This is a genomic window from Leclercia sp. 29361, assembly GCF_011290365.1.
GTDB classification, from domain to species: Bacteria; Pseudomonadota; Gammaproteobacteria; order Enterobacterales; family Enterobacteriaceae; genus Enterobacter; species Enterobacter tamurae.
This window is the reverse complement of sequence record NZ_CP049786.1, coordinates 2,357,751-2,372,867: the sequence shown is the minus strand read 5'-3', so window position 1 is coordinate 2,372,867 and position 15,117 is coordinate 2,357,751. Positions and strand designations below refer to the sequence as shown.

Annotated in this window: 17 protein-coding genes; 7 read left to right on the top strand and 10 right to left on the bottom strand. The window is 56.8% G+C overall.

What is annotated here, in order from left to right; genetic code table 11:
• Positions 1–6 precede the first annotated feature (6 nt).
• Both G7090_RS11310 and adhP read right to left on the bottom strand, forming a co-directional pair.
• Positions 7–1,626, bottom strand: a complete 1,620-nt coding sequence (locus tag G7090_RS11310; RefSeq protein WP_166182463.1) for a TIGR04028 family ABC transporter substrate-binding protein — start codon at positions 1,624–1,626, stop codon at positions 7–9.
• A 175-nt stretch (positions 1,627–1,801) separates the two neighbouring features.
• On the bottom strand, positions 1,802–2,812 hold the full coding sequence (gene adhP, locus G7090_RS11305; protein WP_166182462.1) for an alcohol dehydrogenase AdhP: 1,011 nt from the start codon (positions 2,810–2,812) through the stop codon (positions 1,802–1,804).
• Positions 2,813–3,085: 273 nt separating this feature from the next.
• Between adhP and G7090_RS11300 the strand changes: the two genes are divergently transcribed.
• A complete protein-coding gene (locus G7090_RS11300; protein ID WP_166182461.1) occupies positions 3,086–3,685 on the top strand; it encodes an inorganic diphosphatase in 600 nt (199 codons plus the stop codon).
• A gap of 39 nt (positions 3,686–3,724) precedes the next feature.
• Here the strand turns inward: G7090_RS11300 and G7090_RS11295 are convergent, their stop codons facing one another.
• The gene (locus G7090_RS11295) at positions 3,725–5,431 is read right to left on the bottom strand and encodes an ABC-F family ATP-binding cassette domain-containing protein (protein ID WP_166182460.1); all 1,707 of its coding nucleotides are present in this window, start codon (positions 5,429–5,431) and stop codon (positions 3,725–3,727) included.
• A gap of 362 nt (positions 5,432–5,793) precedes the next feature.
• On the opposite strand from G7090_RS11295, the gene G7090_RS11290 reads away from it, so the two are divergent.
• The 3 genes from G7090_RS11290 to G7090_RS11280 all read left to right on the top strand — a co-directional run bounded on the left by G7090_RS11290 (position 5,794) and on the right by G7090_RS11280 (position 7,929).
• Complete coding sequence (locus G7090_RS11290; protein ID WP_242685374.1) at positions 5,794–7,008, top strand: MFS transporter; 1,215 nt, start codon at positions 5,794–5,796, stop codon at positions 7,006–7,008.
• Between the two features lie 53 nt (positions 7,009–7,061).
• The gene (gene yajD, locus G7090_RS11285; RefSeq protein WP_106992874.1) at positions 7,062–7,409 is read left to right on the top strand and encodes an HNH nuclease YajD; all 348 of its coding nucleotides are present in this window, start codon (positions 7,062–7,064) and stop codon (positions 7,407–7,409) included.
• A 301-nt stretch (positions 7,410–7,710) separates the two neighbouring features.
• Positions 7,711–7,929, top strand: coding sequence for a cold shock domain-containing protein (locus G7090_RS11280; protein WP_106992873.1), 219 nt, complete (start codon positions 7,711–7,713; stop codon positions 7,927–7,929).
• A 101-nt stretch (positions 7,930–8,030) separates the two neighbouring features.
• Here G7090_RS11280 and G7090_RS23760 read toward each other — a convergent pair whose 3' ends face one another.
• A complete protein-coding gene (locus tag G7090_RS23760; protein WP_219906973.1) occupies positions 8,031–8,195 on the bottom strand; it encodes a YnfU family zinc-binding protein in 165 nt (54 codons plus the stop codon).
• A 333-nt stretch (positions 8,196–8,528) separates the two neighbouring features.
• Here G7090_RS23760 and cspA point away from each other — a divergent pair, with 333 nt between their 5' ends.
• A complete protein-coding gene (gene cspA, locus G7090_RS11275; RefSeq protein WP_166182458.1) occupies positions 8,529–8,741 on the top strand; it encodes an RNA chaperone/antiterminator CspA in 213 nt (70 codons plus the stop codon).
• 47 nt (positions 8,742–8,788) lie between these two features.
• Here cspA and G7090_RS11270 read toward each other — a convergent pair whose 3' ends face one another.
• The 4 genes from G7090_RS11270 to G7090_RS11255 form a co-directional block, all read right to left on the bottom strand.
• Complete coding sequence (locus G7090_RS11270) at positions 8,789–10,486, bottom strand: NAD-dependent malic enzyme (RefSeq protein WP_166182457.1); 1,698 nt, start codon at positions 10,484–10,486, stop codon at positions 8,789–8,791.
• 175 nt (positions 10,487–10,661) lie between these two features.
• A complete protein-coding gene (sra, locus tag G7090_RS11265) occupies positions 10,662–10,799 on the bottom strand; it encodes a stationary-phase-induced ribosome-associated protein (RefSeq protein WP_039028746.1) in 138 nt (45 codons plus the stop codon).
• Between the two features lie 80 nt (positions 10,800–10,879).
• Positions 10,880–11,095: a biofilm-dependent modulation protein gene (gene bdm, locus G7090_RS11260; RefSeq protein WP_106992870.1), complete on the bottom strand. Its 216-nt coding sequence runs from the start codon at positions 11,093–11,095 to the stop codon at positions 10,880–10,882.
• 142 nt (positions 11,096–11,237) lie between these two features.
• Positions 11,238–11,759 (bottom strand): VOC family protein, encoded by a 522-nt coding sequence (locus G7090_RS11255; RefSeq protein ID WP_166182456.1) that lies wholly within the window; start codon positions 11,757–11,759, stop codon positions 11,238–11,240.
• A gap of 134 nt (positions 11,760–11,893) precedes the next feature.
• Here G7090_RS11255 and G7090_RS11250 point away from each other — a divergent pair, with 134 nt between their 5' ends.
• Positions 11,894–12,322 carry an OsmC family protein gene (locus tag G7090_RS11250; protein ID WP_106992868.1) on the top strand — a complete coding sequence of 143 codons (429 nt, stop codon included), beginning with the start codon at positions 11,894–11,896 and terminating at the stop codon, positions 12,320–12,322.
• A gap of 25 nt (positions 12,323–12,347) precedes the next feature.
• On the opposite strand, the gene G7090_RS11245 is transcribed toward G7090_RS11250, so the two are convergent.
• Positions 12,348–13,253, bottom strand: a complete 906-nt coding sequence (locus G7090_RS11245) for a LysR family transcriptional regulator (protein WP_166182455.1) — start codon at positions 13,251–13,253, stop codon at positions 12,348–12,350.
• A gap of 125 nt (positions 13,254–13,378) precedes the next feature.
• Here G7090_RS11245 and G7090_RS11240 point away from each other — a divergent pair, with 125 nt between their 5' ends.
• Entirely contained in the window at positions 13,379–14,128 is a 750-nt protein-coding gene (locus tag G7090_RS11240) for an SDR family oxidoreductase (protein WP_166182454.1), read from the top strand.
• Here the strand turns inward: G7090_RS11240 and G7090_RS11235 are convergent.
• Positions 14,125–15,105: a mannuronate-specific alginate lyase gene (locus tag G7090_RS11235; protein WP_207630111.1), complete on the bottom strand. Its 981-nt coding sequence runs from the start codon at positions 15,103–15,105 to the stop codon at positions 14,125–14,127. The two genes, G7090_RS11240 and G7090_RS11235, sit on opposite strands and share 4 nt — an antisense overlap.
• Between the last annotated feature and the right edge of the window lie 12 nt (positions 15,106–15,117).

Genomic DNA, 15,117 nt, shown 5'->3' with positions numbered 1-15,117 from the left:
GTCCCCTTAGTGTTTTTCGAGCCACGCGCCGTAGAACGACGGGCGACCGACCGCTTCAAAACTCACCCCTTTCAGCCAGGGCGCACCGGCAAACACCTGAGGCTCCTCGAAGATCGGGATCACGTAGGCGTTATCCAGCAGGTAGCGCTGGGCATCGCCGGTGAGCTGGAGGCGCTTCTGCGGGTCCACTTCGGCGGAGATGTTCACCAGCAGGTCGTTGAGCTTGTCGTCGCGGAAGCTGTTGACCTTGTCGCTGGAGCCGCCTTTTTGCAGCAGGGCGTCGCGGTTATTTGGGTAGAACATGCTCTTCACCACGTCCGGGTCGGCACGGCCCACTTCCGAGACGGTGAGCGGGGTTTTCAGCGGATCGAGGTTATCGAGAACGTGACTCCCGGCATCACCGGCCTTCACGTTGAGGGCAACGCCCACCTGACGCCACTGCTGAGCCACCAGCTGCAATACCTCTTTATTCTGCGGCTGCGGCAGGGATTCGTAGATGGTCAGGGCCAGACGCTGACCGTCTTTAGCGCGGATGCCGTCGCTGCCTGCTTTCCAGCCTGCTTCATCCAGCAGGGCGCTGGCTTTGGCCGGGTCGAAGGTCAGCTTGTCGCTGAGATCGACATACCCAGCGGCGGAATCGGCAATCACCGATTTGCCCTGCGGGTAGTTCGGCGAGAACAGGGTCTCAACCACCTGCTTCGCATTGGTGGCGTGGAGCAGCGCCTGGCGTACCCGCAGGTCGGCCACCAGTGGGTTATCCGGGCGGAAGCTGATGCTATCGTTTACCCCGCGAGTTGGGGCGGCATAGATGTGATATCCCTGCTCGGTGGCCTGTTTTTCGTCATAGGCCTGCACCTGACGGATAAAGTCGGCCTGTCCGGCCAGCAGCGCCCCGACGCGAACGCTGTCTTCCGGGGTCACCAGATAGGTGATGCCATCGAGGTTAGCCGGGCCCTGCTGGGCGAGGTTTTTCGGGCCCCAGGCGTAGTCTTTCCGCGCCTGAAGATTCACTTCCCGGCCCAGCTTCTCATCTTTCACCACAAACGGGCCGGAGCCGATGATATGTCGGGCGTCGCCCAGCTCTTCAAAGTTACGTTGTAACGTGCTCAGCGAGACCAGTCCCGAGCCAATGGTGGCGGTGCCCTGCAGGAAGCCCGGGGATGGTTTTTTGAAGTAGAACTTCACCGTCTGTGGGTCGATCACTTCGCTGCGATCGTAGTTGTTGATCACTTCAGACACCGGCAGGCGCTGGGCCTTATTGCCTTTTCCGTAGGTATCGAAGTTCTTCGCCACCGCGGTAGCATCCAGCGGCGTGCCGTCGGAGAAGGTCACCCCCGGACGGATTTTAAAGGTGTATTCGGTTTTATCGGCGTTGGTGGACCAGCTCTCGGCGATCCACGGCTCCACTTCCAGGGTCTTCGGGTTCTGCCAGGTGAGCTTGTCAGTGATTTGATTCAGGATCCCGCCGTTGGGGTAAAACCCGCCCGCCGGGGGATAGAGGTTGGTGTGCGCCTGCTGCTCCAGATAGACCAGCGTGCCGCCTTTAACCGGCGTATCGGCAGCATAAGCTGCCGTTGTCGCAAGAATAAGCGCCGTCAGCAGCGGCAGGCGAAATGGGGTTTGCATGGTGAATTCCTTATGTTTTTTCTTGTTAGCGTCGAAAGCATCTTCGGGCGGGGAAGAACAGAAAGGAACCAAGGAATTGAGCTAAGGATTTGCGGAAAGTGGAAATAATAAAACCGCGCCGGGAGTGGCGCGGTTTACGTAGGCCCGGCAAGCGTAGCGCCGCCGGGCATGCAACTTATGAACGGAAATCAATCACCATACGGCCGCGGATCTGGCCTTGCTCCATCTCTTTGAAGATGGCGTTGATATCCCCCAGCGGACGCAGCGCCACTTTCGGCACAACCTTGCCTTCGGCGGCAAACTGGAAGGCTTCGGTCAGATCCTGACGGGTGCCGACCAGCGAGCCCACCACCTGAATGCCGTCCAGCACCAGACGTGGAATATCGAGGCTCATCGCTTCCGGCGGCAGACCGACCGCCACCACGCGGCCACCGGCACGAACGGCATCCACCGCCGAGTTAAAGGCCACTTTCGCCACCGCCGTCACCACTGCCGCGTGGGCACCGCCGGTTTTTTCCTGAATGAATTTCGCGGCATCGTCGCTGCGGGAGTTAACGACCAGATCGGCCCCCATGCTGGTGGCCAGCTTCAGCTGTTCATCATTGACGTCAACGGCGATCACTTTGGCGTTAAAGACATTTTTGGCGTACTGCAGCGCCAGGTTGCCCAGCCCGCCGAGGCCATAAATGGCAATCCACTGGCCGGGTTTAATCTCCGACACTTTCACTGCTTTATAGGTAGTCACCCCGGCGCAGGTGATACTGCTCGCAGCGGCGGACTCCAGTCCATCCGGCACTTTTACCGCATAGTCGGCGGTGACGATGCACTCTTCGGCCATCCCACCGTCCACGGAATACCCGGCGTTCTTCACCGTACGACACAGGGTTTCGTTGCCGGAGTTACAGTATTCACAGTGGCCACAGCCTTCGAAGAACCACGCCACGCTTGCGCGATCGCCCGGCTTCAGCGAGGTCACGCCCGGGCCGATCTCCTTGACGACCCCAATGCCTTCATGGCCGAGGATCACCCCGGTCTTATCGCCAAAGTCGCCGTTCTTAACGTGAAGATCGGTGTGGCAAACGCCACAGCACTCCATCTTCAGCAGCGCTTCGCCATGTTTCAGCGGGCGCAGGGTTTTCTCGGTCACTTCTACCTGATGGTCTTGAGTCACGACAGCAGCTTTCATATGTATCTCCATTTTCATATTGAGGATCTGCGGGGCAGGTATGCGTCCAACAGCGCGACATACTCCTTAAGGATTAATTTTTTTAATGGTTGAGGCAAGGGCTGTGAAACATAATGTCATCATTTAAATGAGGTTTAGCGGAACGGTGATAGCAGAATAAGTAATAGCCTTAATGAGTGCGTGGGCAATATTTCTGCAGTAAATCTGTCATGTTTCTGACATTTCGAAACCGTAAGGTGTTGTCTTCTTAAAAACCGAAGAGTTAACAAGACAATGCATCTGGTAAAAAAACTTCTCGCTGTTAGCGTCCTCCTGTCCGCTTCTGTGCAGGCGCAGAATATCCTCGAATTTCCACAGCCTGATAACAACCCGGAAGAGTTTTATGCCGTCACCGAAATTCCGGCGGGTGGGATTATTAAATATGAAACGGATGCCAAAACCGGTTTTATCATTGCCGACCGCTTCCAGTCGATGCCGGTGGCCTACCCGGCGAACTACGGCTCGCTGACCCAGTCGCTGGCGGGGGATGGCGATCCGCTGGACGTGATCTTCTATACCCGCGCCCCGATGGCCCCGGGTACTCTGATTAAACTGCGCGCCATTGGCGTGCTGAAGATGATCGACGGCGGTGAGAAAGACGACAAAATTGTTGCCGTTCCGGCCAGCAAAATTGACCCGACCTATGACGACATCAAAGAGCTGAGCGATCTGCCGAAAATTGAGCAGCAGCGTCTGGAGTCGTTCTTCCGCGTCTACAAACAGCTGCCGGAAGGGCGCAAGTCGGTGGAGCTGAACGGCTTCAATGATGCCGCCACCGCGAAGCAGGAAATTAAACAGGCATGGGATGCCTGGAAAACGAATCAGCCGAAGTAAAAAAAATGGCCCGGCGGCGGCTACCCACCGGGCGATTTCCTACAGCTGCGCCGTCAGCGCGGCAATCTCCTCCTGCCACTGGGCCTGAAGCTGCGGCTTCTGATGCTTAGGCTTACGCAGCCGATCTTCTTCCAGCAACGTCTCCAGCATAATCAACCGTTCCAGCAGATCCTCATGTGACTCGGGTTCCTCTTGCCGCACGGCCTGAACCGGCACGGCGCTGACCCCGCTGCCATCCCGCAGGCGGGTAAACACCGCGTCGGCATCGTGCCATTCGCTGAGCTGGCCATGTTCAATCAGCCAGAAGCGGTTGCAGCTCTGGGTGATTAACTGCCGGTCATGGCTGACCAGCAGCACGCCGCCTTCGAACTGTTGCAGCGTTTCGGCCAGCGCCTCTTTGCCTTCCATGTCCAGATGGTTGGTCGGTTCATCGAGCATCAGCAGGCTAAAGCGGGCCAGCGTTAAGCCAATAAACAGCAGCCGGGATCGTTCACCCCCGCTGAGGGTGCTGACCTTTTGCCCGTGCCGGGCCCAGGCGAATCCGGCGGAGATCAGCGCCATCTTGCGATGCTGCGGGTCAGGCGCGAAGGGCTCAAGGGCGTCGATTAGTGTGGCGTCATCCGCCAGTTGATGCAGGGTCTGGTCGTAATAGCCCATGGCCACGCGTGGGTGGATCTTCAGCCCGGCATGCGTTTCGCTGGCAATACACTGCCGCCAGATCAGCCGCATCAGGGAGGATTTCCCGCAGCCGTTGCGCCCGACAATCGCTACCCGATCGCCGCTTTTAAGCCGGAGGTTTTCTGCCGAGAACAACGCTGGCAGGCCCGGCGCAGGCGGAACGCTGAGCGTGTCGATCTCCAGCAGCCGGTCCGCCCGCAGCGCATCGCCGCGCAGGGTCAAGGTCCAGGGCGTGCCGTTTGTCAGCGCCGTCTGGCTCTCCTTCAGCCGCTCCACCTGACGTTCCATCTGCTTGGCTTTGCGGGCCAGATCCTCGTTATCGTAGACCTTGCCCCAGGTCGCCAGCCGTTTGGCGCTGGCGGTGACCCGGTCGATCTCCTTTTGCTCGGCTTTATGGCGCAGGGCGTCGCTCTCGTCCTTCTCCGCCAGGGCCTGACGCGCCCGGGTGCAGGGAAGGGCGAAGTAGTGCAGGGTTTTATCGCGCAGGATCCAGCTGCCGTTGGTGACGGCATCAAGCAGTTGTCTGTCGTGAGAAACCAGCACAAAGCTGCCGGACCAGTTTTGCAGGAACTGCTCCAGCCACAGCAGCGTCGGCAGGTCGAGGTGGTTGCTGGGTTCATCCAGCAGCAACAGATCCGGCTCGTTAATCAGCGCCCGCGCCAGCAGCAGTCGGGTGTGCTGTCCGCCGCTGAGGGTAGCCGATTGCAGGCCGGTGTCCTGCGGGGTAAAACCCATGCCCGCCAGCAATGTTTCTGCCCGCCAGCGCAGGCTTTCGCGCTCGGCCACCGGCAGCTGGGCCAGCACCGCGTCGATCATGGTCAGCGGATAGACGGATTCAGGGAGATGTTGCTCAACCCGTGCCATCAGGCAGTGCCCGGCCAGCGCGACCGTCCCGGAGAGGGGCGTGTCTGTGCCGTCGAGGATCTTCAGCAGGGTACTTTTGCCGCAGCCGTTATCGCCCAGCAGACCAATGCGGTCGCCTTTTTTCAGGCTAAAGGTGAGGTCGTTGAATAGCGTGTCAAAGGCGGTATCAACACGGAGAGAAAGTGCAGTCAGTAATGTGCTCATTTGCTTACTCAAGAGTTACAGTCATGAAAATGCCTCGTCATACATCGCTGACGATAACCCGGTAAGCCCGAGAGAAGGGATTCAGTCTTAGGTGTCTTCGCTCAAGCCGAAGTTATCGCAGCACGAAACCGATAACGCTTGAGCAGGTGCGATCACCAAGGTGAAGTGAAATTTCAAAGATTTCACAGCACAGCATAATTAGCCTCCTTTTATATTCAGTGGGTTGATGAATGAAAGGAGTGTAGCGGGGTTTTGTATGGCCAGCAAGGGCACCAGCATAAAGCTGGTGGTTGCATTTTAAAACCACCTGACCTACCTTTAAATGGTTTTATTTTGAAACCATGTTACAGGAAGCTAACAGCATGAATGTGCAACCGAGCGCGCGTATATCACCCAGCCTGGTGTGGCTGTTCGCCATCGCCAGCGGCCTGAGCGTGGCGAATGTCTATTACGCCCAGCCGCTACTCGACGCCCTGGCACGGGATTTTGGCATCAGCCAGGCGGCGGTGGGAGGGGTGATCACCGCCACCCAACTGGGTTGCGCGCTGGCGCTGCTGTTTCTGGTGCCATTGGGGGACCGGGTGGATCGCCGTCGGTTGATGGCGATACAAATGGTGGCCCTGATTGTCGCCCTGATTGCGGTGGGGATGGCGCAGTCCGCCCCGGTATTGCTGGGAGGTATGCTCGCCGTTGGGCTGCTCGGCACGGCGATGACCCAGGGGCTGATCGCCTATGCGGCCAGCGCCGCTGCGCCTCATGAACAGGGGCGGGTAGTGGGAACAGCCCAGGGCGGGGTATTCATTGGACTGCTGCTGGCGCGGGTCTTTGCCGGGGGCATCAGCGACCTCGCGGGCTGGCGCGGGGTCTACTTCTGCGCCGCGCTCCTGATGCTGGCGATTGCGATCCCCCTGTGGCGACGGCTGCCGGTTCTGCCTCCGGCCTCGCGTACGCTGAGTTATCCCCGTTTGCTGGCCTCGATGCTGACCCTGCTACGTGATGAGAAAGTGTTACAGGTGAGGGGCATGCTGGCCCTGCTGATGTTCGCTGCCTTTAACATCTTCTGGAGCGCGCTCGTCCTGCCCCTGAGCGCGCCGCCCTACAGCTTTTCGCACACGGCGATTGGTGCGTTCGGGCTGGCAGGCGTGGTCGGCGCGCTGGCCGCGGCCCGGGCCGGGGAGTGGGCGGACAGAGGATATGCCCGGCGCACCAGCGGGATAGCGCTTCTGGCGCTGGTGCTGGCCTGGTGGCCGCTGTCGCTGATGGAGGTCTCACTCTGGGCGCTGGCGATCGGCATCGTGCTGCTGGACCTGGGCGGCCAGGCGCTGCATGTCACCAATCAGAGCCTGATCTTCCGCACCCGCCCGGACGCGCATAGCCGGCTGGTGGGGCTGTACATGCTATTTTACGCCGTCGGCAGCGGACTGGGCGCCATCGGCACCACCGTCACGTATGCGCATTTTGGCTGGCAGGGGGTATGTCTGCTGGGGGCTTTAGTCAGCCTGCTGGCGCTGGTGTTCTGGTGGCTGACGCAGCGTCAGGTCGCAGAAACCATGGTCTGCGCCACTGAACGCAGGTGAAATCCCGGCCGTACTGACGTAAAATTAGTTTTTTGCCACAGGTAACTTCAGCAATGGCTCTGATCCCTAAAAACTACGCGCGGCTGGAAAGCGGCTACCGCGAGAAAGCACTTAAAATCTATCCGTGGGTATGCGGACGTTGCTCGCGGGAGTTCGTTTATTCGAACCTGCGTGAATTAACGGTTCACCATATCGATCACGACCATACCAACAACCCGGAAGATGGCAGTAACTGGGAGTTGCTGTGTCTGTTCTGCCACGATCATGAGCATTCCAAATACACGGAAGCGGATCTGTACGGCACCACCGTGGTAGCCGGTGAAGACGCGCAAAAAGATGTCGGTGCGGCGACCTACAACCCCTTTGCCGATTTACAGGCGATGTTGAATAAGAAGAAATAATTGTCGAAACGCCGGGTGGCGCTGCGCTTACCCGGCCTACGAAAAATAATGCGCTGGTATTCCCGATTATTCTCGTTATTTTTTTTCGGGTCGTCGGTATGGCTAAGATAAATTTGCTTATTGACACTGGACGTGCATTAATAAAATCTTCGGTTCGACATACAAACGAACGTAAAAATTTTACTAAGTAGTTCTCATAACCTGGCGCTATCGCTGATATCCCCTCCCTTTGAGCCCAGACGTTTAATCCATTACGTTTATTATGAACGCTCACCTCTATTGATGCTCAACAGGAGTCAGTATGTCCGCAAGAATTACAGGCCTGGTAAAATGGTTCAAAGAAGACAAAGGTTTTGGTTTTATCTCCCCGCTGGACGGGAGTAAAGATGTCGCCGTACATTTTTCTGCGCTGGAAGATGATAACGTCGAAACGCTCTTTGAAGGGCAAAAGGTTGAATTTACCATCCGCAGTGACGACAAAAGGCCTACCGCCACCAGAGTAAGACTGTGCGACAGATAAACCGCATCACAGGTCTGCTTTAGCGATCGAACGTGAGTTATATTGCCAAATGAGCCGGTAACGCAACGAATGCATCCGGAGCATTTGGCAATTGCTGATTTTTAAATTCGCTGAGTGGATTTAAATAAGGTACTGCAGTACGGGCAGACAAGTTGAGCCCCTTTCTGTACGCGGCTAAAGCTATGTTCAGAATCTTTTGAACAGCCTGGGCATGGGCATTTTACTAAGTAATTACGACGGGCTTGCGTGTTTTTACGTCCGGACATAGGCATCTCCTGATTTAAGGGATTGCCACCTTACACGCTTAATCACCCCGATGCTTGTATTTATTTTTTTTGTCGGGCATTTAGCCATCCGGGTGGTTAAGTGGTTAAGATAAAAAACATAAACATTGCATAACTAATTTGCCTGTGTCTAAATGGCTCATCGGTTTGGAAAGCAGACCTTATGAAAGCAATTTTAGTAAAGCAGTCCTCAGTTCAAGTGTTATCACCCGATACCCTTCTTCATGAGCCTCCTCCTATAGTGCCTAATAAGTCACTCTAAAATACAGGCCACCATCGCCGCGGTTAAGTGGCTCATCAATTAAGGAAGTATTTATGTCTAACAAAATGACTGGTTTAGTAAAATGGTTTAACGCTGACAAAGGTTTCGGTTTTATTACCCCTGACGACGGCAGCAAGGATGTATTCGTACATTTCTCTGCGATTCAGAGCGATAATTTCAAGACCCTTGATGAAGGCCAGAAAGTTTCCTTCACTATTGAAAGCGGCGCTAAAGGCCCTGCTGCCGGAAACGTATCAGCGCTTTAATTTGCGCTTGATAATAAAAAACCCGCCTTGAGCGGGTTTTTTTTATTTTATATCGAGGTCCGACGGTAGCTACGATATTCCGGCTGCCAGAAGTTCTCGTCAATCGCCTGCTGCAACGCATCGGCAGAGGTTTTCACCGCCACGCCTTGCTGCTGCGCCATCTTACCCACGGCAAAGGCAATCGCCTTCGACACCACGTGAATATCCTTCAGCTCCGGCAGTACCAGCCCTTCACCGTTATTCACCAGCGGGGAGTGCTTGGCCAGGGTTTCGCTGGCGGACATCAGCATCTCATCGGTAATGCGTGAGGCGCCGGAGGCGATGACCCCCAGGCCAATTCCCGGGAAGATATAGGAGTTGTTGCACTGGGCGATCGGGTAGGTTTTATCCTTCCATACCACCGGGGCAAACGGGCTGCCGGTTGCGACCAGCGCATTGCCTTCGGTCCAGGCGATGATGTCCTGCGGGGTGGCTTCCACGCGGGAGGTTGGGTTCGAGAGCGGCATCACGATTGGGCGCGCGCAGTACTTATGCATCTCGCGGATGATCTCTTCGGTGAACAGTCCTGTCTGCCCGGAGACGCCGATCAGGATATCCGGCTTGACGTTGCGCACTACGTCGAGCAGGGAGAGCACTTCGTTGTCGGTATCCCAGTTTTTCAGGTTCTCGCGCTTTTGCACCAGTTTGGTCTGGAACGGAAGCAGGTTCGGCATCGCATCGGTGAGCAGGCCAAAGCGGTCCACCATAAAGACGCGCGAGCGGGCCAGCTCTTCGCTTAAGCCTTCCCGCTGGGTCTGGGCGATGATCTGCTCAGCAATACCGCACCCGGCGGAACCGGCGCCGAGGAAGACGATCTTTTGATAGCTTAACTGGTTGCCCGCCGCGCGGCTGGCCGCAATCAGCGTGCCGACGGTCACTGCCGCGGTGCCCTGAATGTCGTCGTTAAAGGAGCAGATTTCGTCGCGATAGCGATTCAGCAGCGGCATGGCGTTTTTCTGGGCGAAGTCTTCAAACTGCAGCAGCACGTCCGGCCAGCGATGTTTCACCGCCTGGATAAAGTCATCCACAAACTGGTAGTACTCGTCGTCGGTGATGCGCGGGTGACGCCAGCCCATATACAGCGGATCGTTGAGCAGCTGCTGGTTATTGGTACCCACATCCAGCACCACCGGCAGGGTGTAGGCCGGGCTGATGCCGCCGCAGGCGGTGTACAGCGACAGCTTGCCGATCGGAATGCCCATCCCGCCGATCCCCTGGTCGCCCAGACCGAGAATACGTTCCCCGTCGGTCACCACGATCACCTTGATGTTGTGGTTCGACACGTTCTGCAGAATGTCATCCATGTTGTGACGGTTCTGATACGAGATAAACACGCCGCGGGAGCGACGGTAAATTTCGGAGAAGCGTTCACAGGCGGCCCCGACAGTCGGGGTGTAGATCACCGGCATCATCTCGTCGAGATGGTTTTGCACCAGCCGGTAGAAGAGGGTTTCGTTGGTGTCCTGGATATTGCGCAGGTAGATGTGCTTATCGATTTCGGTTTTGAAGCCCTGGTACTGGATCCATGCGCGCTCGGCCTGTTCTTCGATGGTTTCCACCACTTCCGGCAGCAGGCCCAGCAGGTTGAAGTTACTGCGCTCTTCCATGCTAAAGGCGCTGCCCTTGTTCAGCAGGGGGAACTCCAGCAGAACCGGACCGGCATAAGGGATATAAAGGGAACGATGTCGGGTTGCTTTGTTTTCCATGTCACTCACTTAATTTTTGGAAATCCGTCCCTGGCACTGGTGTTAATCATTGTTGCTGTCGTGCCCGCAGGGGATGTCAGGCAGGTATTATAGAGGAGGTGGATGTTAAAAACCGCAACATACAAATAAAAACACCACCGGGATTAACGGTGGTGTCAGGTATGCTTTAGCGAACTTACTTAGGTTCGTGGCGTTTTCTGCCAGTGGCGTTGGTGACCTGCGTTTCGCTGTCACCCTCAATCACCACTTTACGCTGGTTAGAGAGCTTGTAGTTCAGTCCCAGAATATGGCGTGCCTGACGGTTCGATTTCATATTAACTCCTCAATCCTGTTGATAGTGATAAGGCGAACGAAATGTAACCCCTAAGGTTGCTGATCCAGCATAGCAGATTTTCAGAAACTGGCGTGCTGGCCACTGACGACGTAGTTAATGGTCTGCTGGTAGATGTCACTGAGGATGTCATTATCTGAGGCTTCCACCCATTTGGTGAGTTCCATCAAAATGTCATCTTCGGTGACAGCGCCCAGTTCTGCGCGTAAACCCTGTGCAATTGCATTTACCAGCTCCGGCTGTGCGGATGGTGTGGTTGCTGAAGTATAAGTAAACATAGTGCCTCCGTGTCGTTTTCTATTTAGTGTTCCGGTTCGCAATGACGTAATGCACATTCAGAATGGCAAAATTTTATCGTGCTGTGTGTAAGACTCGTCCTGGAAATAAAAATATCATAATCCCTGTTGTTTTAAGGATATATCATGGCTTCCAGCGACGCAGGTCCGTGTATTTTTCATAAGGCATAGGCGAGGGCCAGGATATCAATTCAATCACGCTTCCCCAGGGCGTTTTACCATAGCAAAAAGCATTGCCTTCTCCCTGTTCCGCCGGGAAGGAGAGCGGCTTAGGCTCGGTAAACATTTCGCCGCCCGCCGCCGTGAAACGGGCTATCGCCTGTGCGAAATCATCGACATAGAGAGCGAAATGCTGCAGGCCAAAATCACTTGGCCGCGCCGGGGGCTGCTGCTTCGGGCCGTGCATCTCAAACAGTTCAACGCCCGGCCCGTGAGGCATCGCCAGCATGCGAATGGCGCGAACCTCAGTTCCCGGGAATAAGCGCAACGTCTTCTGCTGGGCATCAGGATCGATATTTCCGTCCCCGGGTTCAACGGAACGATATATTTCTTTCGCGTTAAACGCCTGCTCAAAAAATAGCGTGGCCTGCTTAATATCCGGTACGGTAATACCGATATGGTCAATACCTCTTACGGGTGAATTCATTCTGTCCTCCTTTTTAAAAATTCAAATATAGCAGGTGAATATCTGCGCAATGGGATGAGAATGTTCCGTCTTGGCCGCAAAGCGCGATCTCTCTTCTATACTTAACCCCTTGTAAGCCAAAAGGAGAGCAATTTATGACAATTCACAAGCACGGTTCGGCACACTGGTCTGGCGATATCAAACGCGGCAAGGGGACGGTTTCCACCGAGAGCGGCGTCCTTAATCAGCAACCTTACGGCTTTAATACCCGCTTTGAAGGGGAAAAGGGCACCAACCCGGAAGAGCTGATTGGCGCGGCGCACGCGGCCTGTTTCTCAATGGCGCTTTCATTGATGCTGGGCGAGTCTGGTTACACCGCTGATTCCATCGACACCACTGCCGATGTGTCGCTGGATAAAACCGACAGTGGCTTTGCCATCAGCAAAATTGCATTGCAGAGTAAAGTGACCGTCCCGGGCATTGACCCGCAGCAGTTTGACGGCATCATTCAGAAGGCCAAAGCCGGGTGTCCGGTGTCGCAGGTGCTGAAAGCTGAAATCACCCTCGACTACACTCTGAACTAATCCTTTTGCCGGGCGCGATGCCCGGCTATCCCTTCACCGCCTGCGGAAAAACCTCCCCCAGCCACGCGATAAATACCCTTAAACGCTGCGTCACATGCCGGTTCTGTGGATACACTACGTAAAACGGGTAGTGCGGCGGACGCCATGTCGCCAGAATTTCCACCAGCGATCCCGCCTCAATCAGCTCCCTGACGGAGTAGCGAAAGGTCTGGATAATCCCTATCCCGGCAACGGCCGCCGCCAGATGCGCATTGCTTTCGTTGATCCCGATATGGTGCTGCAGGGTGATGTCCCGGGTTTCATCGCCGTGGGTAAAGCGAAACGGCACCGCGCGACCGGACACCGGAGAGAGATAGCTCACCAGCTTATGACCATTACGCAACTCCTCCGGGTAGGCGGGGATCCCGTGCTGCTTCAGATAGCCCGGTGTGGCGCAGGTGACCATCTCCGCATTGCCGATATGCCGGGCAATCAGGGATGAATCCCCCAGCGCGCCGCCGCGGATCACGCAGTCGACGTTACCGCTGATTAAATCCACTGGCCGGTCTGCCACCCCCAGGTCGATACGGATATCGGGATAGCGACGCATAAAATCCGGCAGCAGCGGGATCAGCACGTCCCGCGCTGTCGAGCCGCCCACATCGATTCGCAAATGCCCCTGCGGCTGAAGTTTTACCGCGCTAAAGGAGGTGTCGATATCTTCGATATCAATCAGCACCCGCCGGGCCTTGTCGTAATAATCCTCTCCTTCCGGTGTCGATGTCACCCGGCGGGTAGTGCGCTGCAACAGCCGCACGCCCAGATGCGCCTCCAGGGCTTTCACCAGCTTGCTGAGCGTAGCGATGGGCATGTTCAGGGAGTCCGCCGCCCGGGTAAAGCTGCCGGTTTCCACCACGCGCGTGAAAGCGCGCATTGCCATTAACTGATCCATAGAGCGGGCCCTTACAAGCGAGGATTATTTACGTGAGGAAAAAGTGATTTCCATTTTTGCTGATTTTTCGCTAATGCCGCAAGCGGTAGAGTGCGTCCACACCCACAACGCACAAGGTAAATCACATGAACTCAGCATTAGCAGGCAAAATCGCACTCGTCACCGGCGGCACCAGCGGTATCGGTCTGGCAACCGCAAAAGAGCTGATGGCTCAGGGGGCGAAGGTGTACATCACTGGCCGCCGTCAGGCTGAACTGGACAACGCCGTCGCCAGTCTGGGCGGGCAGGTGACCGGTATTCGCGCCGACGCGTCACGTCTTGCCGATCTCGATACGGTGTATGCGCAGATCGCCGAACAGGCCGGACGGCTGGACGTGCTGTTCGCCAATGCGGGCGGCGGGGATATGCTGCCGTTGGGCGCCATCACCGAAGAACACTTCGACCGCATCTTCGCCACCAACGTGCGCGGGGTGCTCTTTACGGTACAAAAGGCGCTGCCGCTGCTGGTTGCCGGGTCGTCGGTGATCCTCACCGGCTCGACCGTCTCCGTGAAAGGTACCGCTAATTTCAGCGTCTACAGCGCCAGCAAGGCGGCAGTCAGAAACTTTGCCCGCTCCTGGGCGCTCGATTTGCAGGGGCGCGGGATCCGGGTCAACGTCGTCAGCCCGGGTCCGATTAAAACCCCGGGGCTGGGAGAGCTGGTGCCGGAAGAACAGCGTCAGGGGCTGTTCGATGCCTTAGCCTCGACGGTGCCCCTGGGACGCATTGGTGAACCGGAAGAGGTGGCCAAAGTCGTGGCGTTCCTCGCCTCCGATGCCGCCAGCTTTATCAATGCCACCGAGCTATTCGTGGATGGCGGGATGGCGCAAATTTAACGCTGATAGAGCAGGGTGAGATTGCCGCCGAGGCGGCGATCCTCTGCTGGACGGCTGGCTTGCAGGCGTGACAGCGTGTCTGAATCGCAGTGAGTCATGGCGCACCAGGGCTCCAGCCACTCCAGATGAGCCTCATTCTGTCGCAACACATACCCCGCCAGCCGCGCCAGCGCACCATTGTTCTCTTTTATCACATCCACCTGATTGGCTCTGGCGAAACTGGCGATCATCACCAGCGGCTGCAGGGCATAATTGTGGTAGGCCTGCGCCCGCTGGCCGCGGCGCTGTTCATTTGCCAGCGTGCCGTCGGCAGCAATTTGCCCCGCGGCGATGCGATACTCTTTTAACGACCAGTCGAACAGATCCCGCCGGTCGAGCGCCACGGCGCTGGCTATCACCGCCCATGCTGCCCAGTAGCTGTGATTATTGGTGCTTTTCAGCGGCAGGTCGTCCCACTCCTGTACCACCCGATCCGCCAACTGGCCCAGCCAGCGTTCAGTGTCCTGTTGTCCGCCAGAGGATGTATCCGGCGTAAACTTTAGCTCCAGCCAGCTGCTGGCCAGCGTCGCCAGCGCCCATTTGCGCATGGCGCGACCGGTGTGGCTGGTCTCCGCGGAGAGTAACGCATCTGCTTTAGCCCAGGCCGCGTAGCCGTCCAGAATACATTTCAGGGTGTGCGGATCCCCGCTCTGTTTATAGCGCCACACCATCGTCGAGATCCCGCGTTCAAAGCCGACGACAGGTTTGATTGCCGTGCGATATGCCTGTTCGGCCTGCGGGTTGAGGGTGGCGCGGGCGCTGTCGGACCCCTCATATTTACTGCGCAGCGTCAGTGGGCCGGTATAGGGCGCGGGCAGGGGAACGCAGCCACCTTTTCCCGTGTGCGGTAGCGGCTGGGTAAAACCGGCGGGCGGCACCAGCGGAGCGGCGAGGGCGTACACCGGTAAACAGAGCAACAGCCGCAGCGTACGTTTCATTTTCATCTCCGC

What these genes read in the sequence shown, in the direction of transcription:
- G7090_RS11280 (WP_106992873.1), top strand. Translation starts at nt 7,711, where the DNA reads ATGTCCGCAAGAATTACAGGCCTGGTAAAATGGTTCAAAGAAGACAAA.
- G7090_RS11270 (WP_166182457.1), bottom strand. Translation starts at nt 10,486, where the DNA reads ATGGAAAACAAAGCAACCCGACATCGTTCCCTTTATATCCCTTATGCC.
- G7090_RS11290 (WP_242685374.1), top strand. Translation starts at nt 5,794, where the DNA reads ATGAATGTGCAACCGAGCGCGCGTATATCACCCAGCCTGGTGTGGCTG.
- G7090_RS11300 (WP_166182461.1), top strand. Translation starts at nt 3,086, where the DNA reads ATGCATCTGGTAAAAAAACTTCTCGCTGTTAGCGTCCTCCTGTCCGCT.
- G7090_RS11245 (WP_166182455.1), bottom strand. Translation starts at nt 13,253, where the DNA reads ATGGATCAGTTAATGGCAATGCGCGCTTTCACGCGCGTGGTGGAAACC.
- cspA (WP_166182458.1), top strand. Translation starts at nt 8,529, where the DNA reads ATGTCTAACAAAATGACTGGTTTAGTAAAATGGTTTAACGCTGACAAA.
- yajD (WP_106992874.1), top strand. Translation starts at nt 7,062, where the DNA reads ATGGCTCTGATCCCTAAAAACTACGCGCGGCTGGAAAGCGGCTACCGC.
- G7090_RS11250 (WP_106992868.1), top strand. Translation starts at nt 11,894, where the DNA reads ATGACAATTCACAAGCACGGTTCGGCACACTGGTCTGGCGATATCAAA.
- G7090_RS11295 (WP_166182460.1), bottom strand. Translation starts at nt 5,431, where the DNA reads ATGAGCACATTACTGACTGCACTTTCTCTCCGTGTTGATACCGCCTTT.
- G7090_RS11235 (WP_207630111.1), bottom strand. Translation starts at nt 15,105, where the DNA reads ATGAAACGTACGCTGCGGCTGTTGCTCTGTTTACCGGTGTACGCCCTC.
- bdm (WP_106992870.1), bottom strand. Translation starts at nt 11,095, where the DNA reads ATGTTTACTTATACTTCAGCAACCACACCATCCGCACAGCCGGAGCTG.
- G7090_RS11240 (WP_166182454.1), top strand. Translation starts at nt 13,379, where the DNA reads ATGAACTCAGCATTAGCAGGCAAAATCGCACTCGTCACCGGCGGCACC.
- G7090_RS23760 (WP_219906973.1), bottom strand. Translation starts at nt 8,195, where the DNA reads ATGTCCGGACGTAAAAACACGCAAGCCCGTCGTAATTACTTAGTAAAA.
- sra (WP_039028746.1), bottom strand. Translation starts at nt 10,799, where the DNA reads ATGAAATCGAACCGTCAGGCACGCCATATTCTGGGACTGAACTACAAG.
- adhP (WP_166182462.1), bottom strand. Translation starts at nt 2,812, where the DNA reads ATGAAAGCTGCTGTCGTGACTCAAGACCATCAGGTAGAAGTGACCGAG.
- G7090_RS11255 (WP_166182456.1), bottom strand. Translation starts at nt 11,759, where the DNA reads ATGAATTCACCCGTAAGAGGTATTGACCATATCGGTATTACCGTACCG.
- G7090_RS11310 (WP_166182463.1), bottom strand. Translation starts at nt 1,626, where the DNA reads ATGCAAACCCCATTTCGCCTGCCGCTGCTGACGGCGCTTATTCTTGCG.